The sequence below is a fragment of the Paenibacillus sp. NPDC056722 genome, assembly GCF_042790635.1.
GTDB classification, from domain to species: domain Bacteria; phylum Bacillota; class Bacilli; order Paenibacillales; family Paenibacillaceae; genus Paenibacillus_AQ; species Paenibacillus_AQ agri.
The window spans coordinates 1-26,527 of record NZ_JBHTYV010000016.1; the positions used below are offsets into that span (position 1 = coordinate 1).

At 48.0% G+C, this 26,527-nt stretch carries 24 protein-coding genes; 3 read left to right on the forward strand and 21 right to left on the reverse strand.

Going from position 1 to position 26,527, the window contains the following annotated elements; all coding sequences use genetic code 11:
- The coding region (locus ACFRAM_RS25490) for a hypothetical protein (RefSeq protein WP_379469403.1) at window positions 1-251 on the forward strand (251 nt) is incomplete at its 5' end.
- A gap of 47 nt (window positions 252-298) precedes the next feature.
- On the opposite strand, the gene ACFRAM_RS25495 is transcribed toward ACFRAM_RS25490, so the two are convergent.
- The 10 genes from ACFRAM_RS25495 to ACFRAM_RS25540 form a co-directional block, all read right to left on the reverse strand.
- The gene (locus tag ACFRAM_RS25495; RefSeq protein ID WP_379469405.1) at window positions 299-835 is read right to left on the reverse strand and encodes a hypothetical protein; all 537 of its coding nucleotides are present in this window, start codon (window positions 833-835) and stop codon (window positions 299-301) included.
- Between the two features lie 146 nt (window positions 836-981).
- Window positions 982-3,465: a glycoside hydrolase family 2 TIM barrel-domain containing protein gene (locus tag ACFRAM_RS25500; RefSeq protein ID WP_379469407.1), complete on the reverse strand. Its 2,484-nt coding sequence runs from the start codon at window positions 3,463-3,465 to the stop codon at window positions 982-984.
- Between the two features lie 30 nt (window positions 3,466-3,495).
- Entirely contained in the window at window positions 3,496-5,007 is a 1,512-nt protein-coding gene (locus ACFRAM_RS25505) for an ABC transporter substrate-binding protein (protein WP_379469409.1), read from the reverse strand.
- A gap of 61 nt (window positions 5,008-5,068) precedes the next feature.
- The gene (locus ACFRAM_RS25510; RefSeq protein ID WP_246316904.1) at window positions 5,069-5,956 is read right to left on the reverse strand and encodes a carbohydrate ABC transporter permease; all 888 of its coding nucleotides are present in this window, start codon (window positions 5,954-5,956) and stop codon (window positions 5,069-5,071) included.
- Window positions 5,957-5,969: 13 nt separating this feature from the next.
- A complete protein-coding gene (locus ACFRAM_RS25515) occupies window positions 5,970-6,902 on the reverse strand; it encodes an ABC transporter permease (protein WP_066364578.1) in 933 nt (310 codons plus the stop codon).
- Between the two features lie 282 nt (window positions 6,903-7,184).
- Window positions 7,185-7,826 (reverse strand): TetR/AcrR family transcriptional regulator, encoded by a 642-nt coding sequence (locus tag ACFRAM_RS25520; protein WP_379469412.1) that lies wholly within the window; start codon window positions 7,824-7,826, stop codon window positions 7,185-7,187.
- A gap of 66 nt (window positions 7,827-7,892) precedes the next feature.
- A complete protein-coding gene (locus ACFRAM_RS25525; protein ID WP_379469414.1) occupies window positions 7,893-9,590 on the reverse strand; it encodes a glycoside hydrolase family 3 protein in 1,698 nt (565 codons plus the stop codon).
- A gap of 20 nt (window positions 9,591-9,610) precedes the next feature.
- Window positions 9,611-10,417, reverse strand: a complete 807-nt coding sequence (locus ACFRAM_RS25530) for a tyrosine-protein phosphatase (RefSeq protein ID WP_379469416.1) — start codon at window positions 10,415-10,417, stop codon at window positions 9,611-9,613.
- Between the two features lie 395 nt (window positions 10,418-10,812).
- On the reverse strand, window positions 10,813-11,352 hold the full coding sequence (locus ACFRAM_RS25535; RefSeq protein ID WP_379469653.1) for a group II intron maturase-specific domain-containing protein: 540 nt from the start codon (window positions 11,350-11,352) through the stop codon (window positions 10,813-10,815).
- Window positions 11,353-11,677: 325 nt separating this feature from the next.
- Window positions 11,678-11,878, reverse strand: a complete 201-nt coding sequence (locus ACFRAM_RS25540; RefSeq protein WP_379469418.1) for a hypothetical protein — start codon at window positions 11,876-11,878, stop codon at window positions 11,678-11,680.
- Window positions 11,879-12,011: 133 nt separating this feature from the next.
- On the opposite strand from ACFRAM_RS25540, the gene ACFRAM_RS25545 reads away from it, so the two are divergent.
- Entirely contained in the window at window positions 12,012-13,610 is a 1,599-nt protein-coding gene (locus ACFRAM_RS25545) for an amidase family protein (RefSeq protein WP_379469419.1), read from the forward strand.
- Between the two features lie 146 nt (window positions 13,611-13,756).
- Here the strand turns inward: ACFRAM_RS25545 and ACFRAM_RS25550 are convergent, their stop codons facing one another.
- The gene (locus ACFRAM_RS25550; RefSeq protein WP_379469421.1) at window positions 13,757-14,935 is read right to left on the reverse strand and encodes an adenosylhomocysteinase; all 1,179 of its coding nucleotides are present in this window, start codon (window positions 14,933-14,935) and stop codon (window positions 13,757-13,759) included.
- Window positions 14,936-15,064: 129 nt separating this feature from the next.
- Between ACFRAM_RS25550 and ACFRAM_RS25555 the strand changes: the two genes are divergently transcribed.
- The gene (locus ACFRAM_RS25555; protein ID WP_379469423.1) at window positions 15,065-15,739 is read left to right on the forward strand and encodes a Crp/Fnr family transcriptional regulator; all 675 of its coding nucleotides are present in this window, start codon (window positions 15,065-15,067) and stop codon (window positions 15,737-15,739) included.
- Between the two features lie 86 nt (window positions 15,740-15,825).
- Here ACFRAM_RS25555 and ACFRAM_RS25560 read toward each other — a convergent pair whose 3' ends face one another.
- The 10 genes from ACFRAM_RS25560 to ACFRAM_RS25605 all read right to left on the reverse strand — a co-directional run bounded on the left by ACFRAM_RS25560 (window position 15,826) and on the right by ACFRAM_RS25605 (window position 26,479).
- Complete coding sequence (locus ACFRAM_RS25560; protein ID WP_379469425.1) at window positions 15,826-16,659, reverse strand: carbohydrate ABC transporter permease; 834 nt, start codon at window positions 16,657-16,659, stop codon at window positions 15,826-15,828.
- Between the two features lie 15 nt (window positions 16,660-16,674).
- A complete protein-coding gene (locus ACFRAM_RS25565; RefSeq protein ID WP_175372278.1) occupies window positions 16,675-17,565 on the reverse strand; it encodes a carbohydrate ABC transporter permease in 891 nt (296 codons plus the stop codon).
- Window positions 17,566-17,670: 105 nt separating this feature from the next.
- The gene (locus tag ACFRAM_RS25570) at window positions 17,671-19,074 is read right to left on the reverse strand and encodes an ABC transporter substrate-binding protein (protein WP_379469428.1); all 1,404 of its coding nucleotides are present in this window, start codon (window positions 19,072-19,074) and stop codon (window positions 17,671-17,673) included.
- Window positions 19,075-19,362: 288 nt separating this feature from the next.
- Entirely contained in the window at window positions 19,363-20,094 is a 732-nt protein-coding gene (locus ACFRAM_RS25575; protein ID WP_175372409.1) for a glutamine amidotransferase, read from the reverse strand.
- Complete coding sequence (locus tag ACFRAM_RS25580; protein ID WP_379469430.1) at window positions 20,094-21,416, reverse strand: ArgE/DapE family deacylase; 1,323 nt, start codon at window positions 21,414-21,416, stop codon at window positions 20,094-20,096. Before ACFRAM_RS25580 ends, ACFRAM_RS25575 begins: the two co-directional genes overlap by 1 nt.
- A 16-nt stretch (window positions 21,417-21,432) precedes the next feature.
- Window positions 21,433-21,984, reverse strand: coding sequence for an ureidoglycolate lyase (locus ACFRAM_RS25585; RefSeq protein ID WP_379469432.1), 552 nt, complete (start codon window positions 21,982-21,984; stop codon window positions 21,433-21,435).
- Between the two features lie 24 nt (window positions 21,985-22,008).
- Window positions 22,009-23,052 carry an autoinducer 2 ABC transporter substrate-binding protein gene (locus tag ACFRAM_RS25590; RefSeq protein WP_379469434.1) on the reverse strand — a complete coding sequence of 348 codons (1,044 nt, stop codon included), beginning with the start codon at window positions 23,050-23,052 and terminating at the stop codon, window positions 22,009-22,011.
- A gap of 21 nt (window positions 23,053-23,073) precedes the next feature.
- Window positions 23,074-24,009 (reverse strand): ABC transporter permease, encoded by a 936-nt coding sequence (locus ACFRAM_RS25595; RefSeq protein ID WP_379469436.1) that lies wholly within the window; start codon window positions 24,007-24,009, stop codon window positions 23,074-23,076.
- Window positions 24,006-24,968, reverse strand: a complete 963-nt coding sequence (locus tag ACFRAM_RS25600) for an ABC transporter permease (protein WP_066364607.1) — start codon at window positions 24,966-24,968, stop codon at window positions 24,006-24,008. The genes ACFRAM_RS25595 and ACFRAM_RS25600 overlap by 4 nt, the downstream gene beginning before the upstream one ends.
- Window positions 24,965-26,479 carry a sugar ABC transporter ATP-binding protein gene (locus ACFRAM_RS25605; RefSeq protein ID WP_379469439.1) on the reverse strand — a complete coding sequence of 505 codons (1,515 nt, stop codon included), beginning with the start codon at window positions 26,477-26,479 and terminating at the stop codon, window positions 24,965-24,967. The genes ACFRAM_RS25600 and ACFRAM_RS25605 overlap by 4 nt, the downstream gene beginning before the upstream one ends.
- Between the last annotated feature and the right edge of the window lie 48 nt (window positions 26,480-26,527).

Sequence of the window (26,527 nt, forward strand, 5' to 3'; positions counted from 1 at the left end):
TGGGTTTGGGTTTGGGTTTGGGTTTGGGTTTGGGTTTGGGTTTGGGTTTGGGTTTGGGTTTGGGTTTGGGTTTGGGTTTGGGTTTGGGTTTGGGTCAGCGTTTCACTCTGGCTCTGGCTTTCGCTTACCCATCCCGTGATCGTCGACCACAAATAGAACATGGCGGGATCAGGACTCTTTCTGAGCACCGCCATGTTCTATTTGCGCTTTATTTTTTAGCAGATAGGCTTCTTATCAAGAAATATACCTAGTTTTGGGACAGCCCCTTCACTATGAACTTCCAGCCAATTGGTGCATTTTAAACTCCAGTCTCTTTCTCCGCCCAACGCTTTGCTTCATCCGATTCAGTGAGGTTAGAGAAGAACGACCGATACGAGACGTCGCCGCTGCCACCTAATTGAGCATTCTTCAAATCCAGGTAGCGAATGTTCAGGCTCCTTACAGCCTCTTCGTCCATAATGGCCTCTACGGCCTCTTTCTTGACATTCTCATCCCATAAGACTTGGAATTCATAACGTTTAATTTCCGGGAAGAAGTTGTTCACATTCCAGGCATAGTCCACCATTGAACGATAAATATCCTCTTTGATAGGTGCAGAACCCACTTCCGGCACAAACGTAAAATGGAGCGTGTACGGGGCTTTTGAGCCTTCAATTGTGAATTTCTCCACAAACCTAAAGTGATCTTGGGTGTAGAATTCCACTTTATTGGTGATAAAATCTTTCTGTGTCAACATTTCTTCTGGTTCTGCAACAGAATTGGAATTTGCTTGTGAACACGCAGAGATAAACATCAGCATGAGTATTACCATAAGTACATTCAGGAATCTGTTCATAAGTTCCCCCTTCCTACTTTATATTCTCATGAACATCAAAATTTCACCAATTAGTATCAACGAAGCAAAAACACCCCCTGGAACTCTATCAGATAAACCAAAGGTTTATTCCAATGTCTATTCTAAGGGGTGCTCTTCAATTACTATTAGATAGCAGATGAATTCATTGAGGTTAAGGTCAATACGTCCGACACTAAACCTACCGACGACGCTTTAATTTGGATATTTCCTGCCTGATCCAGTGGCTGTACCAAGGCTAGAGCATAGCCGTTGAACACGCTCCTGGTATTCCCTTTATCCGATTCATGGCACCCGGGGTCACCATTCCCCAGCCCCAGCAGCTTGCCCTCCCCTGAAATTTGAAACTGAATCAGGTTATTGGCAACAGGCACTACTCTCCCCGCTGTATCTCTTACTGTTACGGTAATTATGGATACATCTTGACCGTCAGCCATCAGCTCTGTCCCGTCAGCCTCCAGATGAATAGCATACGCTTCGGTTGTAGTTTCTTTCCGCTCTCTCGCTACTTCCATACCGTCCCGGTAAGCAACAGCTTCGAGCACACCCGGTTCATAGACGACCTGCCATGATAATGTATGTTCTCCTGCTTCCACTTCCGCGTTCTTAATACCTACGCTTTGTCCGTTCAATACCAGTTCAACCTCACTGCAATTGGTATACACGCGGACCTCCACCGGCTGTCCCACCCGTTCAGACCAATTCCAATGCGGCATTAGATGAACTATGGGCTCATCCTTCCAGATCGATTGATAGAAATAATAAGAATCCTTAGCAAAACCGCAGTAATCGAGGATACCGAAATGCGATGTCACAGACGGCCACTGGAATGGTGTCGTCTCTCCGCGATAATCAAAGCCTGTCCACACGAACAAACCTCCCGTAAAACGGTTATCCAGATAGTAGCGCCAGCTTTGCTCAGGTGTCGACGTTCCGCCTGCCCCGCCCAGGTTGCCTACATCCATCTCCTTGCCTGACATCGTATATTTAGAGCCGTAGCTGGAGCAGCGCCCGCCCCCTGGATCATCCTCATAGACCCCTCTCGTAGAGAAGAAGGAGACATTCTCCGTATTCAGCACCTTGGCCTGCGGATGGTCATGGAACCACTCTCCGATCGATTGGTTACCTTTTATAGATTCAGCATAGTTAACGCCGTTCACATCAATCTCGATTCCATCCTGACTTAAGCAGGCCACCGTAAGGGGACGGGTAGGATCAATTTTTGTAGCCTGCTCCCGTATGCGCTTGAGCATTCGCTTGGCTTGATAGCTCCCGCTGATCTTCTCCTCATTGCCGAGACTCCACATAAAAATACTGGGATGATTGCGGTCACGGTACAACATCGATTTCAATTCCTCAAGCTTGATCTCCGTACTTTCCATCACACGGTTCTCGTTCATAACCAGCATTCCGAGTCTGTCACAGGCCTCCAGCAGTTCCGGCGCCGGGGGATGATGGGCACAGCGATAAGCATTGCAGCCCATTTCCAGCAGCCGTTTGATTTTGTATTCATGTACACGATCCGGCAGTGCGATGCCTACACCCGCGAAATCCTGATGATTGCAAGTGCCTTTTAGAAGCACGTACTCGCCGTTCAGATATAACCCGTCCTGACGGTATTCCACCGTGCGTATGCCTGTAACCGTCCGGTACGTATCGACGATACAGCCCTCATGTAGCAGTTCGGTTACAACCTCATATAAATGTGGTGTGCTCAGTGACCAGAGCTGCGGATACGGGACTTGAAGTGATTGTAGCGTTGTTAATTTGTCGAGTCCACCTGTTGTACAATCCGTCTCTATTGTAGAGGACAGCTTACCGTTCCTATCCAAAATACTTGTACGAATGCGATAATCCATCGTCCGTGAATACTCGTTACTTATCGTCGTTTCCACTGTAATCGCAGCCGTCTCATTCTCTACCCAGTCGGTTCTGACAAAGGTTCCCCAGCGGTCGACATGGAGATAATCATGTTTGGTTAACCACACATGACGATAGATACCTCCGCCTTCGTACCACCAGCCTTCCTCTCCGCCGGTGGTATCCGTCCGAACCAGGATGACATTATCCCCCTCAGCTTCTCCGTATTTCAGCAGATCAGTAATGTCATAATGGAAGCTGGTATACCCGCTAAGATGATCGCCAACGAAGCACCCATTTACCCAAACTGAGCTGGCCCGCATGACACCGTCAAACTCGATGACGATTTTCTTACCTTCGTCTTCCTGCGGAATTTGGAACACTTTGCGGTAATAGCCCACACCACCCGGCAAATATCCCTGAAACGCTGCTCCATGTTCCTCCTGGCTATAGGGTTGCTCCAATCTCCAATCATGCGGCAAATCTACACAAACCCAGCCTGTATGCTTGTCATCTGGCGTATCCGATCCGTAAATTTGCGAAATTTCAAAATGAGGATCGCCCATTAATTTCCGAATAACATCCTGGGTGATACGTGCGGCTTCACCCATAGCGAAAGGCTCATGCCGCTCTTCCTCAAGCGCATTGGTCAAGCCAGCTATCATCCCTGCTTTCTTAACCGTCTTCACGATCTTTCCTACCTCACCAAAATGAAACATCCAGTTTGTATCAAAATCCTCCCTGGTCCGCATACGCTTTTGACTCCTTCTGCACTGTACCCTTTATTTCTGAGTCTTCGCCCATTCATCAAGCTGTTTTTGCTTCTCGCTGATAATCTTGTCGCTGCCTGCTGCTTTTAGCTTTTCAATAAACTTCGGCAAATTTTCTGTCGGGTCAAGCGTACCTGTCTCCAGTCCCACTCTAAACTCTGAGAGTACGTTATTGACTGCCGCCATTTCAGTTTTTACATTGTCCACATTGAAGCTGAAGCCCAGCGCCTTGGATTTCTTGGCACCCCTATTGAACTTGTCCATCTTGTTCCAGATATCCGGATCTTCTGTTGTCCAGGTGTAGGACAAGAATTGGTTACCGAACAGATACGGCGTACCGAAGTTATAGCCCAGGCTCTGAATATCTACGCCTTGCGGATAATCAATCACATTGTCGGACTTCTTCACATAATGCTTGCCTTCAATACCCCAAGTGAACAGATTGTACAACTCTTTATCAGAGTACAGCAGGTTCAGAAGCTTCATCGCTTTTTCGGGATTCTGCGAATTTACCGGAATGGACCACATAATGCCTGTGATGGAGTCAGTCGTAGCATAAGCCGGTGTAAGGCGTACTACCGTCATTTCCTTACCACTCTTGCGGGAGGCTTCAATTTCAGATCCTGGCTTAAGGTTGGAAAAGTAAGCGAAGGCCTTGCCCGCCTTCACCATTTCTCTACCATCCTGCTTGCTTGTCCCTGCGTCTTTCAGCATAAATCCTTGCTGGTACCATCTGCGCAACGTGCTCAGTTGTTCTGCGTATTTCGGTGTTTCATAGAAGTCAACGACCTTCATATTGTTATCATAGTCGGGCAGAACCCCTACCCCTCCTCCGAGAGGGTCGTACGTAATATATCCCGCGTCGAACGGAGCCGTTCCAGGATTCTTGGCTACCAGTGGTACTATCGCCGGTTCTTTATCTTTAATCACCTGAAAGACCGCGTCCAGATCATTAATGTTTTTAATATTGGCTGCGTCGATATGATATTTGTCCAGAAGATCCTTACGCATCAAGATACCGTAGTCAGAAGCAAGATCTCTTACTGGCGTAACGCCGTAGATCTTGCCGTCAACTTTGGAAGCCGAGAGCTGGGAAGGATCCAACGCTTTTTTTATCCCTTCTCCGTCTTTGTCTAGCAGGTCATCGAGTGGTGTCAATTGCCCTTTAGCCACTTGCGTACTGTAATTGAATAAGGAAGACGTGAACATCAGATCTATCTTTTCATTGCTGGCAAGCATCAGGTTCGTTTGCTGAGCCCAGTTACTCACTGCGATGGGCAGCAATTTGACGGTGGCATTGATTTTGGACTGGATGAGCTTGTTCATTTCATTCTGCACTTCCTGCATATCCTTCTGCTCATTGCCGTAGAAAGCCATGGTCACTTCGTAAGGAGCCTCATTCTTCCCGTCTGTTGATGCACTTTCCCCGCCGGCTTTCTTTGTGCTGCAGCCTGACAGCACCATTGTTGCCGTAATCGCCAACGTCAAAATACTGTACACTGCTTTTTTTCCTCTTCTGTTCATCCCTGAAGCCTCCCTAGTGAGTTCCTTATTTATGCTAACCAGTGTCATACTGGACATAGCCTTAGCCTTTCACTGCACCTACTGTAAGTCCTTTAACAAAGAACCTTTGAAAGAATGGATAAGCTACCACAATCGGAATTACACCGATCACCGCCATTGCCATCCGTACGGTTTCCATTGGCGCATTGGAAGACACGTCAGCTTGACTACTACCAAAATTGCTACTCGCCAAAAATTGAATATCCAGCAATATCCGGTTTAGCAGGTTCTGTAGACTGAACAGGCTGCTATCCGTAACGTAGATCATCCCGTTAAACCAGTCATTCCAGTAGTTAATCGATTGAAATAATCCAACGGTCGCCAGAATCGGCAGGGAAAGCGGCAGCACAATCCGGATAAAAGTACCAAGTTCACCTGCACCGTCTATTTTGGCCGATTCAATAACAGGTTCAGGAATCGATGTTACGAAGAAGGTACGCATCAGCATGACATAGAAGGCATTCATCAGCAGCCCTGGCACGATAAGTGCCCAGATCGTATTTTTCATATCGAGTAGTTGTGTATAGACCAGATAGGTCGGCACCAGACCGCCATTGAACAACATCGTGAAGAATACGAAGAATGACCAGAGATTACGAAACGGTAAATTGGGCCGTGATAAAGGATAGGCCAACAGAGCCGTCAGGATCAGGCCGCAAGCCGTTCCCACTACCGTAATGAAGATCGTGATCCCGTAGGCATGCAGGATGCCCGAGGCATCATTTAGCAAATATTCGTAAGCAGCAAAGCTGATCTTCTCCGGAAAGAAGGAATAACCATGCTGATAAATAGCCTGCTCATCCGTTATAGAAGACGTCAGTAGCAGAACAAAAGGAAGGATACATACACAGGCAACCAGCATCAGAATGATATTGATTCCCCATTGCCACATCAAATTTCTTGTTTTCAATACATTCCCTCCTTTAGAACAAGGCGTTATCGCTGTTGAATTTTTTCACCACATAATTGGAGATGAAGACGAGCACAAAACCAACTAAGGACTGATACAACCCTGCTGCTGAAGACATTCCGATATCCCCAAGCGTCATCAATGCGCGATAGACATAGGTGTCGATAACGTTCGTGGTTGATTGCAGTGCTCCTGTATTGAGCGGGACTTGATAGAACAGGCCGAAGTCGGAATAGAAGATACGCCCGATCTGCAGGAGCGTCATCACCGTAACCACCGGCATTATTAGCGGGAAGGTAATGCTTTTGATCTGTCTCCATTTTCCCGCCCCATCTATGGTTGCAGCCTCGTAATATTCCTGATCGATCCCGATGATTGCTGCCAGATAGATCACGCACAGATAACCGGCGCTCTTCCAGCTGTGTACAAAGGTCAAGATGTAGGGCCAATATTTCGCCTCGCTGTACCAGGAAATTTCGGATATTCCGAACATCGGCAGAATACTCTTGTTCAAGAGCCCGCTGTCCATACTGAACACTGCAAAGGTCAGGTACCCAATGATCACCATAGAGATCAGATATGGGAGCAGAATGACACTTTGGTAAAAACGGGATAAGAAGCGCTGCTTCACCTCGTTCAGCAAGACGGCTAAGCCGACCGCAATAAATAGATTAAGAATAATAAAGACGCCGTTATACAGAATCGTGTTTCTTGTAATGACGAAGGCATCCGATGTCTTGAAGAGATATTCAAAGTTCTTGAATCCAACCCAATCACTGCCGAAAATGCCCTTGGTATAATTGAAGTCCTTGAATGCAATGACCACTCCAAACATGGGTAAGTAATTGTTGATTACAAGGTAAAAGATTCCCGGCAGCATCATTAGAAGCAGCACGCCGGATTTCCTGACTTTGCTTTTCCTTTTGTCTGCAGTTGATTTTGTCATGTGGCCTACCCTTTCTAAAAGTCAAATTGTTGTCATTGCGCCCATCCTCCATTTACTGGTAGTACATAAGTGTTTACCATCAGTAAACACCCTTAGTATAGAATCAAATTGTCACAGTATCATCAACATGAAGTAAATCTATTGTTAAAATTCCGGGGACGGATGACATCCGCTCCAATGTGCGATCCCAAGCCTGCCGAGACAAAAAAAAGGCGCTATTCCCAAAGGAATAGCACCTTTATATTTACACAAACGATGATTTAAATGCGTACGCGTACTAGCTTAAGCTTTTACATAAGCCAAGATCATATCCACCATATGTCTCATCACAATAGCAGGATCTGTATCCTGGTCCTGGTGAAGTAGTTTTCCGCGTAGCATCATCCGCTGTTTGGTCGCATTCACGACATTACTTATGGTGTAACCCATCGCTTTGACATCTATATCCTGGCGGATAGAGCCATCATTCACCCCTTCTTGGAGTGAGGATAAGAAGGGATGCGGCACACCACGTAGAAATGATCGGTATCGATTTTCAAGTTCCGGAGTCGGATATTCTTCCTGATAGAGCGTATCGAACATCGCAATGAATCGAATCGCATCCTTATTTCCCTTTGAGTCCAGGATCTGCTCCTCCAGCAAGAATTGCAGCTTTTCATAGCCACTATCGCCTTGGTGAGTCGCCTGATTGACCTTTTCTAACCAAGCGCTTAAAATCTCAATTTCCACCTCGAAAATAATCTCATCCAGAGAGCGGAAATACTTATATAAGGTCACTTTACTAATCCCGCAAGCCTCAACAATATCCTTAAGTGTAACCGTGGTTAAACCATTCTCCAAGAATAACTGCTTTGCATGCTGGATAATATCTTCACGCCGCTGATTTCTATGCAGCTCTAGCTGTTCTTTCCATTTGGGTTCCATTAAACTCCCCCTTATTCATTTATAGTTACCGAAATTGTCATTTCCAATAAGGATATCCTTTACAGCCTACAGCTTTGCTTCCCACAAACCGCAGAAAGAGTCGACCGGATCGGTTCCCGCAAAGGGCGAGTGACCCAGCAGCTTGTCAACTACGGCTTCTATTGTTGCTTCATTGCAAGAATAGGCGTTAATGTACGTAGGTATCCGGGGAACATCCAACAGATGATAGGGGTTAGCAAAAGAAATAAACACCGTAGGCACTTCCCGGATAAACCATGGCACATTAGCAGCAAGAAACGGTTCCCAATGTATGCGTACTGTCGTCTGATTACTTGCTGTCTCTACATTTGCTGCGTATAGTATCAGGTCGTACTGATCGCGCAGCTGCTCTACGGCTTGGAATATGGCTGCAAAGCCAAGTTGTTCAGAGTCAAAGCGTGTAATTTCAAACCCTTCCTTCACTAATCGCTCTGCCAGTTGGCTTACGTCCGAACCCTTCCCAGGCGCTTTACCATTTGTCAGACTATATAAGAGTACACGTCTATGCTTAGCGGCGGAAATCGGCAGTAACTGTTGCGTATCTTTGACAAGGGTGACACCTTGGTCTGCGGAGGCCTTCGACCATAGCCGATGCTCCTCACATTGCAGCAGCGAGAGCGCCTCCGGCTCCGGTACAAGTGTGCCGGAACGTTGCCGCTGATGGAGCCCTAAAGATGCTTTGAGGGCTAAAATGCGGGTGACGGCTTCATCTAACCTTTGCACGGTGAGAATTCCGCTTTCCAGCCCTTTCTCCATGAAGCTGAAATCTTCTTCTATATTCTTGTTGAACAAGAACATATCACAGCCAGAAGCAATAGCCTTCGGGACGGCAATCTCACGCCTCTCTGCCATCATAAAACCAGCCATCAGTGTCGCATCCGTAACAATAAGACCATTAAAACCTAGACGGTCCCGAAGCAGCCCCTGTAACAGCTCGGGGGCCAAGGTCGCGGGCATGATTTCTTCATCACTTAGGCCGGGAGCAAGCATTCGCGAGTATGCCGGAAGCATAATATGGCCGGCCATTACGGTGTTGGCCCCCGCCTCGATGACTTCCCGAAAGACCTTCCCATAAGTCGCTTCCCACGCCTCAACGGACAACGAATTCACCGTGGTCAAGAGATGCTGATCACGCTCATCCACACCATCACCTGGAAAATGCTTGACCGACACTGCAAGTCCACTCTCCTGCATCCCTGCAGTGAACGCTTTCGCCATCCTTGCGACACGTGCTGGATCGGCTCCGAACGTCCGAACGTTCGTTATCGGATTACGAAAGTTAAGATCAATGTCCACCACTGGCGCAAAGGCCCAGTTGCAGCCAACGGCCCATCCTTCCTTGCCGGCCACAAGACCGAGCTTATAGGCCACGTTTTCGTCATCCGTGGCGGCAACCTGTAGCGGATTGCCGAAATAAGTACCGTCGACAGCCGTCCCGTTCCCCCCGGCTTCCAAATTAGCAGCAAGAAGCAACGGGATGTCAGACAGCTGTTGAATGAAGCGATGCGTCTCCTGCACAGACGCCCCTGCTCCAGGGCGAAATAGCATTCCGCCCGGCTTGACTGCTTCAAGCAGCACCTTTAACTGCTGGGGGTCATCTGTCCAACCGATCAGACAGAATAATTGTCCGATTTTCTCCTTAACGTCCATCGCCGCCAGTGTTTCATGAACCCACTGTATGTCCGCAGGCTTTAAATTAAACGGTTTTGCTTCCAAGTTTACCACGTTATTGATCCTCCTGACACTCATTCCAAACACAGCATTTGTAAAGCTTCCCGTTTGGAAAGCGTTAGGTCGAACTCGGCGGCTAAATACGAATCGTAATCTCCATATTTGTCCTTAATAGATTTAAAAACAGCCTCCATATACTCCTCTTTAATGCCGAGCATATGCTCAATATTCTTCAGGTCATCCTCATCCACATGCCCGGCAAGCTGATGCAGAATTTGGCCATTGATCTCCCTCATCGTCTCATTGGTGAGCAGATAATCCTCCATAATATCAGCCTCCGAAACGCCAAGCGCCATTAGAATCAGAGCTGCTCCCACGCCAGTCCGATCTTTGCCAGCCGTACAATGCTGCAGCAGTCCCAGATTGTTTTCAAGCTGAATCATCTCCATTAACCGTTGATATGCCGGGTTGTTAAACACCAAGTTCCTGTATAGATCCAACATCATCGTATCTGAACGATACTGCTTGAAGAACCCGCTTTTTAACAAACCTATTATAAAATGCTCCTGCTGATCCGCATTCTCCGTTTGATCCGGCATATTCATCATAGATAGCGAACCGGACGTAATGGCTTGTATGTGCAGATGGTTCACCTGCGGGAAGATCGGGTCAGGCTTCTTCTGTACCTCATATTCACTGCGGTAATCAACTATCGTTCGGATATTCAGGCCTTGAAAATCCCTGATATCCTGCTCTGATAACGCAAATAATTCGTCTGAACGAAAGAAAAGACCATGTTTGACTTTACGGCCATCGGCAGTACGATAACCGCCCATATCACGGAAATTATGTGTTCCCTGGAAAGGAATTAACCGGTTCATATGTTCACCCCACCCTAATATTTGGCCCGAAATTCGGCATTTGCAATGCCCTGCGAGCGGTTTATCACCACGAATTCACCCATAGTAAGTATATATTTACTATTAGTAAACACCTTTGAGTATAAGTACGATTTATTATGTAATGATTAAATCCAAGTAAAGAAATTATCAACGTAATCGAGTAGGAGACTACCCATCGTTGAGTAGCCGACCTCTCACACCACCGTACGTACCGTTCGGTATACGGCGATTCAACCGCATAAGTGCTATTTTCGTAGATGCTCGTACTGTGCCGGAAAGTCATAATATCCGGCCAGCGCGAGCTTTTCATTTGTTATGGAACGAGACAACACCGGGCTTCCGGCGATTCTCCAATACCCAAGGCGCGAGTTTCCTCACTGGTATGCCTGCCCTTCCGGTATTCCTAGCTTGCGCAGGTTTTGTACCTTACTTCTCGGCTTCTTCCATCCTTTCCAGATGTACATTCGAAGTCGCCTCCGCAGCCATTCGCTCCAGTTTTGCAAGATTCGTTTCATGTCGGCCACATAGTAGTAGCCAATCCAGCCCCAAATGTAGACTTTCACCTTCTCCATGACTTGACGGATATTCCTTCCTTGACTGCGGCTCGTCAGTTCTTTCAGCTTCTTCTTTGCTTTTGCGAGGGACTGACCATGCGCGCGAATATCCACGCTATTTCTGTTCTTTCCTAGTGCAAAACCAAGGAATTTGAAATGCTTCCGGGCCACTACGCTGACGACCTTGCTTTTCTGCGCATTCATCTGGAGTCTTAGCTTGTTCTCCAAATACCTCCCGCAGGATTCCAAAAGCCGTGTTGCTGCCCGTTTGCTTCTGGCTAGTACCACGATGTTATCTGCATACCGGATGACGTTCACTTCCCGACTCTTCATTTCCTGGTCAAATTCGTTCAGGTAGATGAAACTTTCCGTACTATGGCCTCTGCTGACCTCTCACAGCGAGCTTCACTCCGCTATTTCGGATTTTTTCCCACTTCGCGTCTGTGGGATCTCCCCGGGTAAGAGCGATAACCTTCCCCTCATCTATCCGCCACATTTACAGGATGGGATTCGGGCAGTATTGGACTTTGCTTTGTCATGCGAGCTCGTCCGTCCCACCCTGCCTTGTATGTGATTTCTGTTCGTCAGACCGAGGGTTTGCCTCCGGCTTCCTTCAGATTCTGCCTCGCGGCAGACACCCTTGCCCTTGGCTAACAGTTCCTACTGCCAAGCCTGTAGCGGACTTTCACCGCCAAGTTATCGCCCATGCCGGGCGCACATGAAAAAATGGCGGTACAAGGGCTATCCTTGCATCGCCATTTTTTTTGCTTTGCTGAACTTCGTATTTTTGCAGACGAGGGAGCAGGTCTTTGCGGAACGCGCGTACTGCTTTTTTTAGCGGCTTATCCTTTGGCGTTTCCTGTATCCGGGACTCTAACTGCTTCACGACGGCTTCCACGCAGCCCCGAGGTCTGCTTCAAATTTTAATGTTATATAAATTAACACAATAGACGAAATCTATTGCTATTTTAAATTTTAAGTTATATAATCTGACGCATAAAATAATAGGAGGGCATTTAATGAAATTTACACCCAGAAATCTAACATCACTTGTCATCGCCTTGGTTTTAATCTTCGGAGTTTTACAGTTTCCCGCCTACGGCAAGGACGCGAAAGATAAAGACAAAAAAGCCAAGCCCTTCGTCCTTGAGGAAGCAACTGTAGACAGCATTCACGCCGCATTCGCGAACGGAACACTCACTTGTACCGCACTGGTCAAAAGTTACCTCGCCCGTATCAATGCTTATGACAAGAAAGGCCCAGCCATCAACTCCATTATTAACGTCAACAATGACGCATTGAACCTTGCAGCGAAGATGGATAAGCAGTACAAAGACAGCAAAGGCAAGGTTAGTCCCTTGTTTTGCATCCCGATCATTTTGAAGGACAACTACAATACTAAGGATATGCCTACGACTGGAGGCAACGTGGCCATGAAAGACTCGGTACCACCATCCGACGCCTTCACAGTAGATAAGATGCGCAAAGCCGGGGCTATCATCCTCGCAAAAGCCAATCTGCAGGAATTCGCGCGCGGAGGCATGTCCATCAGCAGCCTCGGCGGCCAAGTGTTGAACCCGTACGACTTAACCCTGACCCCAGGCGGCTCAAGCGGAGGTACCGGCGCGGCTATTGCCAGCAATCTCGCCGTGCTGGGAGCGGGCAGCGACACCGGTCAATCGATCCGCTCTCCCGCTTCCGCCAACAGCCTGGTTGGCGTGCGTCCCACCAGGGGTTTGATCAGCCGTGCCGGCGTCATGCCTAACAGCTTTACGCAAGATGAAATAGGTCCGATCACTCGCACAGTGAAAGACGCGGCCAGACTGCTCGACGTCATGGTCGGTTATGACCCGAAAGATCCTATCACCGCATTCGGCGTCGGCAAGACCCCGAAAAGCTATGCGGCCGGATTGAATGCGAATTCGCTGAAAGGCGCGCGAATCGGCGTCATGACCAATCTGTACGGTACGGAAGAACGCCATGCAGAAGTAAATAAGGTCATGGAGCAAGTGATCAAAACGATGGAAGCCAAAGGCGCGACGATCATCCGTTTCTCGCTTCCGGAATACGATACATTGTCACCGAAGGTAGGGACGGCTAGCTGGGAAGCTAGATCTGCGATGGATAAATACTTCGCCGAACTTGGACCCAACGCTCCCGTGAAAACCTTCCGTCAGCTGGTGGATTCCAAAACCGCATCACCGACAGTCCAAAAAACACTTGAAACCGAAATTGCCGTGGAAGACGGCCTGAACAACCAGGAGTATAAAGACCGCACCCTGAACCGTGACAAACTGCGTCTGGCAGTATCTTCGAAGATGGCTGACTTGGGGCTTGACGCCATCCTGTACCCGCTGCAGAAGGTACTCGTCGCCCCGATCAGCGCAGCGGATCAGATGGAGCGCAACGGTACGCTATCTAACGGCACAGGCTTCCCGGCCGTCACGTTCCCAGGCGGCTTCTCTACGCCAACCGCAACGGCGCCGCTTGGCGTTCCAATCGGAGCCGAACTGCTCGGCCGCGATTACAGCGAACCGCTGCTCCTCTCGCTTGCATATTCTTATGAGCAAGCAGCGAAGGTGCGCAAAGCTCCACTCAGCACTCCGCCCCTTAAATAAACACGTAGAGTAGACAACTTCATACCCCGAGTAAGTACAAGAGGCTGTTCCAAAGTTTGTGTTTGGGACAGCCTCTTTGTATAACTCCACAAGCTACGCTTCGTGAAATCAACTGTTCGTTTTCTTGTTCCTTGAAAGGGAATGGATCATTTCAAGGATTCAATAAATAGCTGACTGATGCTTTCATTAATATCATCCGGTACCGGCTGCATTCCGGGTTGCAGCGTCTCTACTCCTGTAACAATACGATAGGCGGAATAGGATTGTAATCCTAGCCCGAGATCCATGATTTCAATCGGATTACCGTCAGCACCGGCAAGGTTCAGCGGATTGGCTTGGTGAAGCAAATAGAGACTTTTCTCCCTGAAGCTGATTCGTTCAACCCCTTCCTTGACCTGATCTATTGAAATGGAGGCCTGCTTGATCGCCTTGACATTGATCTCGAAGCTGTAATGACCGGAATTGCCAAGGATCACCTTATCCTTGAATAAAGGAATATGCCTTTCGGTAATCACATCAAAGGCGCCGGTCACAGTAATAATGACATCTGCCTGAGGAATTAACTCCTGCAATTCACCTACAATATGACCATCCGACTTCGCCTTCAATTGATAGACAGGATTGAGATCATACACCAGGGTCGTGGCGCCTAAGCCACGGAACTTCTTCGCTACACCGCTCCCACAGTATCCGTAGCCCACTACAAGTACCTTTTTCCCGCCGACCAGCAGGCTGGTGGTTCGCATAAATCCGTCAACAACCGACTGACCGACACCTACGGCATTCTCCAGAATTTGCTTCAGGGGCGAATCGTCAATCACCACAATGGGATAGGCCGTTTCTACCTGACCTTTCTCGATAAGCAGCTTCCCGGAACGCGTCTCTTCATTGGCGCCCATAGGGCTCCAGCCCGGATTAAGCTCATGGTGCGCCAGAATCAGGCTTGCGCCATTGTCCAGGAAAAGGTCTATTTTATGCTCCATCACCAGCTTTAGATATTCCTTGTGGTCTTCGTAAGTGTCCCCTTCCTTCCCCAGCACGGTGATATGCTCAAGGGAGGCCAAGTATGCCGCAGTATCCTTCTTGGTTGTCCCCAGACAGCCTAACAGATAGACATGATCCGCACCACCGCCCAGCAGCCCCTCAATCCAAAATCCGGTTTTCGGTTCAATATGCATACACACCGCAATCGTCATACCTTTAAAGATTTGCTGTTCCTTAAATGTTTGGTTTACCCCAGCAACAACGGGCATCCGCTCCCGGAACCAATGCATTCTTACAGCTCCCGCGCTCGCCAAACTATGGTCATCAATTATAGAATTCATACCGTCACCTCTATCTTTATGCATTTGTCTTGTCTTTCTGGCTCTAGTATAATGATTTGAAAATCATAAACAGGAGGACATATGTCCGCTTTTTAGAACGACAAATAAAGACGTGAGGAGTCTGCCTGCATGACGGTCAACAAGCCTCGACCAGACCTTAGAGCAGCCATCGTAAAGGCCGGTCTGCAGGACCTTATTCCGGGTGAGATCCTGCCTGCTCTTGAAATCAAGCGTTACAAGAAGAACGAAACGGTCATTTCTACCGGCAATGAATTGACGGAGTTCTTTATCATCATCGAGGGCAAGGTAGCCATTCATAATTCATCTGAGAAGGGAAACATTGCGGTAGTGGATTATTTGGAGCGCGGAGGACTGCTGGGGGACATAGAATATTTTCATAAATGCCAATACCTTCATACTGTAATTGCCGCTGTGCCGACTGAAATTTTGCGAATTCCCTTGGAGATCATGAATAGCACGCTGACCCGATCCGTCCCCTTCCTAATGTTCATGTGCTCCAGCATAACAGAGAAGCTGATGCGGTCCTCCATTCAGAATGCCAGGTCCCTGCTGTACCCTGCCCGTAACAAATTATGCAAATACCTGCTACAGACTTCGGAGCTGTTCGAGACACCGGTAATCTTTTTTGTTAGCAAGGAAGTTGCCAGCATGCTGGGGATTTCGGACCGCCATCTCCGGCGGCTGCTCAATGAACTGATAGATGACGGCATTATTATTAAGGAAAATAAAACCGTAACTATCGTAGATATAAATAAACTGAGACAGTACTCGTCTTATTTTTAAAAAATGTCTCCAAACAAAAAACGGCATTTCTGCCGTTAATATTTTCAAAAATGGTTTGTTTATCAAAAGATATCTCGTGAAAGGCTCTACCCCTTAGTACCTCCCTGTAACCCAAAACCCTTGGACATGTACTGCTGTGAGAGGATATACATAATGATCGCCGGGATTGCATACAGGACCGAGAACGCAGCCAGGCTGCCATAATCAACCATGCCGTATTGCCCGAAGAACTGATATAGCTTCACGGAAGCCGGGAATTTCTCAGGAGATTGGAGCAGGATATACGGCACGAAGAAGTTACCCCAACTGCCAGAGAAGGTGAAAATCGCTACCGTACATATACCGGGAACCATGAGCGGAGCTACAACCTTGCGGATCCCCGTAAACACCGAAGCGCCATCCACCCAAGCAGCTTCTTCCAAGTCGCCCGGTACGGAATCCATAAAGTTTTTCATCATCCAGATGCCATAAGGCATCGAAGACGCTACATAGAACAGAATGACACCAAGAATATTGTCGTACAGCTTCAGCCCCAGAAACAACTGATACACAGGCACCATGACCGCCGTAATCGGCAGGGAAGTCATGAACAAAATCGTAAGCATGAACGGCTTCTTATACTTCAGTTGATAACGTGATAATGGATAAGCTGCCAGCAAAGCTAGAATTACAACCAACACAGCTTGGCTAAGCGACATTACAAGGCCGATCAGGAAGGCTCTTTGATTGTCTCTGCTTGTGATGACTTCGATATAATTAGCCCCGGTGAGCCGACTTGGAGCCTTTAGAGATTGCATCGCATTGGGATCTACAGAAGCCACCAGAATCCAAAGCAGCGGTAGCACGAAACATATTCCAATCCCTGCAAGGATAGCATACGGCAAGATGCGAAAGATCAGTTTGCGTTGTTTGGTATTCATATGGATTCACCTCGGTTACTCTTTCATCGAGCGGATATATAACAGACTTAGTACGATACCGATTAGCAGCAGTAGTAACGATATGGCCGTCCCGTAACCGAGCTGATAGTTCACGAAAGCCTGATTGTACATGAAGATGGGCAGCGTAGTCGTGGAGTTACCAGGACCACCCCCGGTCATCGCATAAATCAAGCCAAATACCCCGAGCGTCTGCAATGTGACCAGCATCATGTTAGTTGTGATGGTCCCTTTAATATAAGGCAGAATGATACGGGTGAATATTTTCCACTTGGATGCCCCGTCCACCACCGCAGCCTCCTCGATTTCAGTTGGCACATCGTCCAGCGCCGCCTGGAATACCAGCATCGAGAATGCGGTACCATGCCAAATATTCGCCAGGATAATGGTGAGCATCGGCACCGTGAACAGCCAAGTCACTTCCGAAAATCCGAAAAACCCAATGATCGCATTCAGCGTACCATCATCCCCAAAGAAGCTGTACAGACACAAGGCGCATACGATTTCTGGTGTGACCCAGCCCGCAAGCACGATGGTCCCAATGACGCGCCGAAAGGTTTTGTTCCGCTGCTTCATCAGCAATGCAATAAGAAATCCGAGCACCTGTTGGCCGATAACCGCCGAGCCGATCAGGAAGATCAACGTATTCCAGATGCTGATTCTTACCGTAGGGTCCTGGAACATTCGCGTATAGTTATCAAATCCGATAAATTTTAATTCCTTCGCGGCCTCACCGGTCAACGCCAGGTTCGTAAAGGAATAGAAGAACGTCAACAATATCGGATAAATAAAAAATAGTAGCATAATCGCGATCGATGGTAGTAAAAAAAAGAGCCACGTATACGATTTTCTGGACTTACCGTACATGTCCACCGACAAACTGCTCATGCGTCGTTCTCCTTCCATGCTGTAGTTCTTAACAAAGCCGCTTGCCCAAACATCCATGAATAGCCTGAAGAATGCTTGAGCAAGCCGGCCCCCGGTTATACTTTTTTATTTCTCCACTGCATGTTCCGCGCCGACGATGCGGGTAACATCCTGCGCGTATTTGTTCATCGCATCAGCAGGTGCAGTTCCCGTAGCCACAGATTCCACCATCGTTTGAATTTGTGTGGACACTTCCGGATATTTATCCTGAGCCGGTCTGAACTCCGCGTTCTTCAGGTATTCTGTCGCAATCTCGTTAAACGGCATTTCGGTATATCCCGGGTCCTTGGCAACATCGGCACGAACGGTGATATTTCCGGAAGCAATGACCAGCTTCTGAGTATTTTCCTTGCCTAAGGCGTATTGAATAAACGCCCACGCTTCATCCTTATTCTTGGAGTTGCTTGGAATCGACAGCGCCCATCCACCAGCCAGCGTTATGGAGCCTGGCTCCTGTCCCTTACTGGTAGGCATCGGTGCAAAACCCAGCACATCCTTGTATTCCGGCCATGGCGCAGCCCCGGTATCGAGATAATTCCCTGAAATCCATGATCCGTCCAGTGAAATCGCCAGCTTGCCTTTTGGCAAGTATTCACGGGATGCGGTGTTGCCAGCCTGACCGTTGAGCACCTTGGACAGCGGAGGCCCCAGCTTTTCCTTATTAACCGTCTCTACGAAGCCAAGCGCATCGAGAATGCCCTGGCTTTTGACCGTCCATTTCCCGGTGGCATCATCGTACAGCCTCTCCCCAGTACCATACAGCAGCATTTCATACGTCTGCATCGAGGTCGCCTCGCCTGTCGCCTTACCCATGTTCATCCAGATCGGTACGACATCCGGCGCTTTTTCCTTGATCGTTCTGGCTGCATTCAAGACATCTTCCCATGTCTTAGGCTGCCAGTCTTCTGGAAGACCAGCCTGTTTGAATATCTGTTTGTTGTACCATAACCCGCGGGAATCCGTGTTGTAAGGAACCCCGTACACTTTGCCGTCACTAGCCGTAACGCCCTTCTTCATCGCTTCGATGAAGGAGCCGTTGGTCCAGTCCTCCCACTTCGCCAATCTATCATCAAGCGGCTCCAGGAATCCTGCACTGGCATCCGAATTCAGAATAAACGTATCTTCCGTCACAATATCCGGTGCGGTATCCTTGGACTTCAAAGCCAGAGCGATCTTCGCAAAATAATCACCTTCCGACGCTTGAATCGGCGCCGGCTTGATCTCCACATTTTTATCCGGATAACTTGCCGCGACTTCCTTCAGCCACTTATAGAACGCCCCATTCTCACCAACACCGTCATCCCTGAACGTGACGTTAACCGTCTTCTTGGCTGTTTGTCCCCCTTCAGCCTTCTTCCCCGGACTGCCCGTCTCTGCCGGGCTATTCTTACCGCCCGAACAACCAAACAATAAAGACACACTTAAAACCGACATCAGTACAAGCGATAATCCCCTTTTGCCTGACTTCATCTTTCGCCCTCCTTTTGGCTGCGCAAACTAGAAGTATCACCCCATTAGGATGAACACGCTTACAAATGCGTATGTTCATCTCTATTTCCGAGATTGTTAAGATATTCTGAACTTTTTTTTCGTGACAAAAAGAGCCCGTTGGACTTGCCCTCAGGCATAACTTAAGAATCGGCAAATAGCCGTGCACACCTTCTTGGTGTGCAAGGCTCGTAAGAAACATAGCAGATTTTATTTAACACTTAAGCCGCATATCCTCAAGCGTTGCTTTTCACTTTGTGGAGGATCGGTCTATTGCAGTGTCTTGAGCAGATTCCCCCAGAACGCCGAGTAATGCTCCCAGTTCATAAATTCCAGCGAGCCCCAGTGTGGTGCACAGTCGCTTGCGAAGGCTGCGGTTTTGCCTGATCCATAGGTGCCTACTACAAGCATTGGGTCGCCGTTATAATTCAGAATTTCTTCCGCATCCGGCTTGGTCACCAATTTATTGTATCCTAGTAGCCTAGGCCATTCACCGAATGAATCGACTAGCGGATGAGACTTGGAAGCCTTCGGAGAGAAGCCTTCGGGCATCTCTACACGATCCTCGCCATTCATCATTTCAACCGGCAGCACCTCGGCGAGAATGGTGTTTTTGTAATTCGCTTTACCTTCGATCCCCATAAACGTCAGGTATCCACCAATCATCAACAATCCGCCGCCTGCAGCAACAAACTGTCTAATGGAGTCGAGCGCATTGGGAATAATCTGCATTTGATAGAATGTTGGGTTCTGCAACAGAAAAGTGTTAGCACCCACATCACTGATCACAATGGCATCAAAGGCTTGCAGCTCTTCCAGGCTTTTCGGGAAGCGTACCTGCACTTCATGCGAAGGCATATAAGTCACATCTACACCCTCTTCACGCAAGCAGGATAACAGATACGTAGCTCCCTCTTCATATTTAGTCGATGTAAAGCTGTCATAACCTTTCGTATGGATCATATGAACAATCCAGGATTCACCTATGAATAATACCTTCATCAATTCTGCACCTCCACTGCTTCAGTTCCACACCAGTCTATAATTGTCTTGGCGATCATTTTAACGGCATCTATCACTTCGTTTACGGGTGTGAACTCATCGCTGTGGTGAGCCAGACTAGGATCTCCCGGGCCAAAATTCACTGTAGGAATCCCAACATTAACTGGCCAGCCCATATCCGTATGGAAGCCCAGTCCTTCGATCTTGCCTTCCAGACCAATAGAGTGCAGAGATTGAACACAAGTCTGAACAAAGTGATGCTCAACATCGGTTTCCGCACAATCGGCATCCACCAACCATTCAATTTCCGGCAGATTCTGACTTAGCCAAGGGTCCGATTTCGCTATATTATAAATGAAGTCTTCCAGTTCTTTCTTCACATGTCCGCCCATTAATTTATCGTCCCGTTCCGACGGCAAATACTGCGCATTAAACACGATTTCAGCCTCATTGGCAAATGAAGTTGGGTACTCACCCGCATTAAACTGCGCTACATGGACTTGGCATGGAATCGAAAGATACGGATGCGTTTTGCGTACAGCCCAGTCTGCATTCAGATGATCGAACTGCTCCAGAATTAATCTGGCTTTCTTAATGGCATCCACCGCACCGCCATCCTGCCAGTCCGCCTGTGGCATCTCGATATGACCACTGCGGCCTTGCACCTTAATTTTGCCCCACAAAATGCCTCTGCATAATGGAGCGATTGTAAGTGAAGTAGGCTCCGTCAATATACACCCATCTGCACGATAGCCATGGTGAATGAAATCAAGTGCACCCATGCCACCCGTCTCCTCATCCACAACTGTACCCACAATAACAGGCCCCTTAAGCTTAGCCCCGCTGCGGAGAATCGCCGCAACCGCCATAATCATGGCCGCGACCCCGCCTTTCATATCAACCGTACCCCGGCCATACAGCTTGCCGTCAATGATCTCAGCCCCAAAGGGATCAACGGTCCATTTCGAACCGGCTTTTACTACGTCAATATGTCCAAAGAGTAGCAGGGACTTCCCTTCTTCTCCTGCTCCAAAAGTAGCTGCCAGATTGGGTCTTCCTTGAAAGTCTCTTCCCGGATAATAACCAGCCATACCTTCATATTGCTTTAAATCATCGGCGACAGGCTCCCATAATTCGATATCGGCGCCTAATTTAGTCAGCTTATCGGCAATAAATTCCTGAACGTCTTTTTCTTTGGATGGCCCTGGCTCATCGAAAAACCAGGGGTTCACACTCGGAATCTGTATCAATTGTTGTAAGAAGCTTATAATTTCATCGTTATGATCATCAATCCACTGCATAATTTGCTGTTCTTGATTCATAGCTGCCAGTCCTCCTCTAGTTGATCAAGCTCGGGTCAGCCTCAGAGATGGACAAGCCATCTCCGAAACTTACCGTATCCCCATTTCCGAAATCCACCCAAGGATTGATCATTTCATCACCGAATTTGTCCTTCTTCTTCTCAATGGCGAACATGTAGCGCGCATCATCATGGGCAGGATAAGCAGGACTGTGCCAGACACCCCGGCCAATAATGATGGCTTGCCCCGGTTTGATCCGGAAGCATCTCACTGTGCTTGCATCGGGATGTTCATCCGGATCATCAATATCGGCACATAACGCCACCGGCTGAATGATCTCTTGATCGAACGTAAGCAGCAGTTCCTCCCGGCTTACGTGACGCTCCATGGCATCCACCAAGAACTCCCTCTTTTTCGTAATCACAAGTCCAAAGCCAATAGGCTCGTGTACATCCAGCATGTCGATGTAATTCCAGCAGTCCCATCCATCTCCCGTTTTGGGAGGAGCGTAAGAAGGAAGATCGATTACTTTCCCGAAAGGTTCAAACGCCTCTTTCGTTAATGGTTCTACATTGATGCTATGCTGCATTTTTACGCCTCCTATCCTTTAGGATTAGAATCCAAAGCTGTCTACATTGTCACTCTTGACTTCCAGCATACCGATAAAGACGCTTTGCCCATCCACTTTCACCTTGCCGACCGTAGGTACATCCATGCCATCAGTGATTTTTTTCCCTTGAGCCAGTTGATCGAGGACATATACAGTCGTATAAGCGAGCTTGCCCGGATCCCAGATAATATCTGTTTTAATCGTGCCATTCTTGATGTAGTTTTTAACCACACTAGGAACGGCAATGCCGGTAATCGCAATTTGTCCTGCTTTCAAAGTGCCAGCCTTTACCGCCTGCTCGACCACTTCAGCTGCTGCCGGCGGCTCACCGCCTGCGAACCCAATGATACCCTTCAAATCGGGATACGTTTTGATAAGGTTTTGCGCATTGGCATATGCCTTCTGTTGATCATCATCACTGGACACCGTTGTGACCACTTCAACGCCTGGATAGTTAGCCTTCAGGTAAGCTTTTGCCGCTTCCGATTTGGCAATTTGGTTCTGAGAACCAAGACCTGCTACCATGAATGCTACCTGGCCCTTGCCTCCAATTTCGTCGCCGATCGTTTTAGCCAGCTTGTCTCCAACCTCTTCATCTGTAGCTGGCGCTATATAATATTGACGGTCCGTATCTGGTGCATCGCTGTCCCAGGTGACAATTTTGACGTCCTGACCGGCTGCTTTCTTGAATACAGGTCCAACGGCTTTGGCATCATTTGGCGAGACACCAATCCCGTTCACTTGACGAGTCAACATATCCTGAATCATATTAATTTGCTTAGAGGAATCTGCCTCAGTCGGAGCATTGAAGAGAACTTTCACCTTCAGATCCGTCTCTGCTTGCTTGGCTCCTTTTTCAGCGGCTGCCCAATAAGCGGGACCAATGGACTTCGGATTGATGAAATAGGTTCTTGTGGCAGTGGACGATGAGCCTTGATTGCTATTGCTTCCCGCACTTTCCTGTGGTTTGGAGTTACCCGTATTTCCGCAAGCAGCCAAAGTAAGGGTCAATAATCCAGTAATTAACGTAGTAGCTATTTTTCTCATGTGCTTCGACCTCCAAGTAAGTTATGCTTTTTGTTTACCAACAGCGATCAACAACAGAATGCCGAGAATTACGGATTGATACAATACAGATACACCCAACAAATTCAGGCCATTGCGTAAAAACACGATAATTAGCAAGCCGAGAAACGTACCCGCAAGACTCCCCCTTCCGCCAAAAATATGTGTGCCTCCTATCAGGGTAGCCGTTATTACATCAAGCTCTATATTTGTACCTGATGTCGCTTCTGCACTTGCCAGACGGGACACTAGGAAAACACCAGCCAAAGCGGAGAATAACCCACTGATCATGAACAAAATGAACCGGGTGCGAACAACAGAAATTCCTGAATAATGGACGGTTTCCTCATTGTTGCCTATGCCGTACACATAGATGCTGAACCGCGTCTTCTTCATTACAAAATTCGCAATCAGGAACATAACAGCCAGGAAAATCGCATTGAAGGGAATTCCCCAGAAGTATTGCTGTCCCAGAAAGTAGAAGGCATCCGGGTAACCGCTGATCGGCCTTCCTTCGTTCAGTACATAGACAAGACCGCGAAGCATTACCAGCATTCCGATGGTCACTACGATAGCCTGCATGCGATGCCTGGCAATCAGGTATCCGTTAACAGCTCCGCATGCTAATCCAGCTAACAACCCAATGATCACGCTAAGCCAAATGTTGAGGCCGCCTTGAAACGCAAGTCCCATACAAACAGCCGAGAAGGCAAGAATCGAGCCGACGGAGAGATCCATTGCGCCGGAGATAATAATCATAGTCATCGGGATTGCGATCAGACCGACCTCGACCATCTGATTCAGCACATTCATGAAATTGTTGAATGACAGGAAGTACGGGGATTGAATGCTGAAAAAGACGAGGATGAAGATAAACAAGAGCATCTGAACCAGCATTTTATTAGATTTGAAGTTAAAAAATTGGGTCAGTGCACTCATATCAGCTCGCCGCCTTTGCGTTTATTTTGTCTGACGTATTGCAGCGTATTGATGGCAATCGCTAAGATAATCAGAAACCCCGTCGTCGCATCTACCCAAAATGGAGAAACTTTAGCAATGACCAGACCGTTCTTGATAATCCCCATTAGGAGTATACCGACCGCAGTTCCAGCAATCGTGCCGGTACCGCCGAAGATGCTTCCCCCGCCGATCAAGACCGCTGCCATCACTTCAAAGGATAGATTGCTGCCTGCCGTTGAGGCCTGAACACTGCCCACCTTGGAGGCAAAAATCACCGCTGCGATACCCACAAGCATTCCGCTGAATACGTAGACCATAAATTTGGTTCTCGGTATACTTACTCCGGCCAGCTTAGCCGCGGCTTTATTACCGCCAATCGCATAGATCCTGCGGCCAAAGCGGGTAAATTTTAGAAGAAAGATAAAACCGATGATCAGGATTACAGTAACGATTAACGGAAAGGATATGCCCAGAACCTGACCTTGTCCGAAGAACTGGAATCCTGGCGGAAAATTAGTCATCCATGTTCCGCCGCTGATGCCAACGGCCAGCCCCCGAAAGATATACATCGAAGCCAACGTAACAATAATGTCCGGGATGTTCAGCACAGCAATGAAATAGCCGTTAAACATACCGCACAGAATCCCTATTCCAATGCCGAGCAAGGAAGCCAGCCAAGGTGACATCCCATGACTGAGGAACAGCCCCACAGAAGTGGCGGTCAGTGCCAGCACCGAGCCTACCGACAAGTCGATGCCGCCCAGCAGAATCACCATAGTCATTCCAATGGCAACAATTGCGCTTGAAGTATTCTGATCCAAGATCAGCTTCGCATTATCCAGTTGAAGAAATTCCGGGGAGATAATCGTAAACAGGATGCCTATCAACAGTGTGAACAAGATGATCGGTGCTTCGTGGACGTTCAATAGACGCTTCATATGACATCTCCTCCCGTAGTCCGCGGATTGGAGGCTCGCTTCAGCAATTGCTCCTGATCCGCCTCCCCTCGTCCGAATTCATGGACAATCTCTCCCTTATGCAGCACCAGGATTCGATCACTGAGGCCGATGACCTCCGGCATCTCTGATGAAATAAGCAATATGCTTAAGCCCTTTAAGGCCAACTGATGAATAATGTTATAGATTTCAGCCTTGGCCCCCACATCTACACCACGTGTAGGTTCTTCGAGAATGAGAATTTCCGGCTCTGCCGCCAACCATTTGCCGATAACTACCTTCTGCTGATTGCCACCGCTCAGAAAATCGACACTTTGCAGATCATTCGGTGCCTTGATATGCAGTTGCTCCATATAGGAGCTGCTCATCTTCTTGATTCGTTCCTGATCCAGAATCAAGCCCGTGGAGAGCTCGGGCAGGATGGGCATCGCTAAATTTTGCCGGATCGACATCGGTTTAATAATCCCTTGGCGGTGGCGATCTGGCGGAACATAAGCAATCTTCTTAGCTTTCGCTTCATTAGGAGTATTAATTTGTACTTGAACACCATTGATCTCGATTGCCCCTGTTCCCTTCACTAATCCGAAGAGTCGCTCTGCTACAGTGTGAGAGCCGGAACCCGGTATCCCAAAAAGGCCGAGGATCTCACCTTTTTTCAAGTTGAAAGAAATAGCATGCGCAGAGTCGAGAGACAGCTGCTTCACCTGAAGCACAATCTCTTCACGTGGCTCTACGGTTCGCACAGGATATAATTGAGCGACCTCTTTGCCGACCATCATCTGAATCAGGCTTTGCTCAGTCACATCTTCAATCTTGTGTGTAGCGATTTTCTTCCCGTCTCTTAATACCGTCACTTTATCTGCGATTTCGAATATTTCCTTCATTCGGTGCGAGACATAGACGATAGCCACACCCTGTTCTTTAAGCCGCTTCACTACATCAAACATCCTTTGCACTTCATTCTCCGGCAGCGCGGCGGATGGCTCGTCCATGATCAGTACATCAGCCTGGAACGATAATGCCTTGGCAATCTCGATCACTTGCTGACTGTGAACACCCAGATGCCGCACTTCCTTACGAACATCAATCCCTCTACCACCAATAGAATCGACCAGTTTCTGGGCTTCACTATATAATCTTGACCACTGAATTCTTCCGAATCGCCCCACCACTTCCGGACGGTCAATATAAATGTTCTCTGCCGCAGACAAATTGGGAAACAGATTGAATTCCTGATGAATGATAGATACACCTTGATGCTGCGCATCGAGAGGATTACGAAAGACGACCTCTTGTCCTTTCAGCCGGATAATCCCCTTGGTAGGTGCATACACACCGGATAATATTTTCATTAAAGTGGATTTACCGGCCCCATTCTCTCCCATCAAAGCATGAATCTCTCCAGGATAAAGCTCGAAATCGACGTCTTCCAAAGCTTTTACACCCGGAAACTCCTTGCTGATCCCCTCCATCGATAAGATCGGACGTTCCATCGTTAACCCTCCCTTTCAAACAGTCTCGACTGGTTGACTAGTGACAAA

Coding starts and splice junctions, on each gene's coding strand:
- ACFRAM_RS25590 (WP_379469434.1), bottom strand. CDS start 23,052: ATGAGAAAAATAGCTACTACGTTAATTACTGGATTATTGACCCTTACT.
- ACFRAM_RS25555 (WP_379469423.1), top strand. CDS start 15,065: ATGACGGTCAACAAGCCTCGACCAGACCTTAGAGCAGCCATCGTAAAG.
- ACFRAM_RS25585 (WP_379469432.1), bottom strand. CDS start 21,984: ATGCAGCATAGCATCAATGTAGAACCATTAACGAAAGAGGCGTTTGAA.
- ACFRAM_RS25500 (WP_379469407.1), bottom strand. CDS start 3,465: ATGCGGACCAGGGAGGATTTTGATACAAACTGGATGTTTCATTTTGGT.
- ACFRAM_RS25530 (WP_379469416.1), bottom strand. CDS start 10,417: ATGAACCGGTTAATTCCTTTCCAGGGAACACATAATTTCCGTGATATG.
- ACFRAM_RS25595 (WP_379469436.1), bottom strand. CDS start 24,009: ATGAGTGCACTGACCCAATTTTTTAACTTCAAATCTAATAAAATGCTG.
- ACFRAM_RS25560 (WP_379469425.1), bottom strand. CDS start 16,659: ATGAATACCAAACAACGCAAACTGATCTTTCGCATCTTGCCGTATGCT.
- ACFRAM_RS25580 (WP_379469430.1), bottom strand. CDS start 21,416: ATGAATCAAGAACAGCAAATTATGCAGTGGATTGATGATCATAACGAT.
- ACFRAM_RS25550 (WP_379469421.1), bottom strand. CDS start 14,935: ATGAATTCTATAATTGATGACCATAGTTTGGCGAGCGCGGGAGCTGTA.
- ACFRAM_RS25600 (WP_066364607.1), bottom strand. CDS start 24,968: ATGAAGCGTCTATTGAACGTCCACGAAGCACCGATCATCTTGTTCACA.
- ACFRAM_RS25570 (WP_379469428.1), bottom strand. CDS start 19,074: ATGAAGTCAGGCAAAAGGGGATTATCGCTTGTACTGATGTCGGTTTTA.
- ACFRAM_RS25505 (WP_379469409.1), bottom strand. CDS start 5,007: ATGAACAGAAGAGGAAAAAAAGCAGTGTACAGTATTTTGACGTTGGCG.
- ACFRAM_RS25575 (WP_175372409.1), bottom strand. CDS start 20,094: ATGAAGGTATTATTCATAGGTGAATCCTGGATTGTTCATATGATCCAT.
- ACFRAM_RS25495 (WP_379469405.1), bottom strand. CDS start 835: ATGAACAGATTCCTGAATGTACTTATGGTAATACTCATGCTGATGTTT.
- ACFRAM_RS25515 (WP_066364578.1), bottom strand. CDS start 6,902: ATGACAAAATCAACTGCAGACAAAAGGAAAAGCAAAGTCAGGAAATCC.
- ACFRAM_RS25545 (WP_379469419.1), top strand. CDS start 12,012: ATGAAATTTACACCCAGAAATCTAACATCACTTGTCATCGCCTTGGTT.
- ACFRAM_RS25565 (WP_175372278.1), bottom strand. CDS start 17,565: ATGAGCAGTTTGTCGGTGGACATGTACGGTAAGTCCAGAAAATCGTAT.
- ACFRAM_RS25520 (WP_379469412.1), bottom strand. CDS start 7,826: ATGGAACCCAAATGGAAAGAACAGCTAGAGCTGCATAGAAATCAGCGG.
- ACFRAM_RS25605 (WP_379469439.1), bottom strand. CDS start 26,479: ATGGAACGTCCGATCTTATCGATGGAGGGGATCAGCAAGGAGTTTCCG.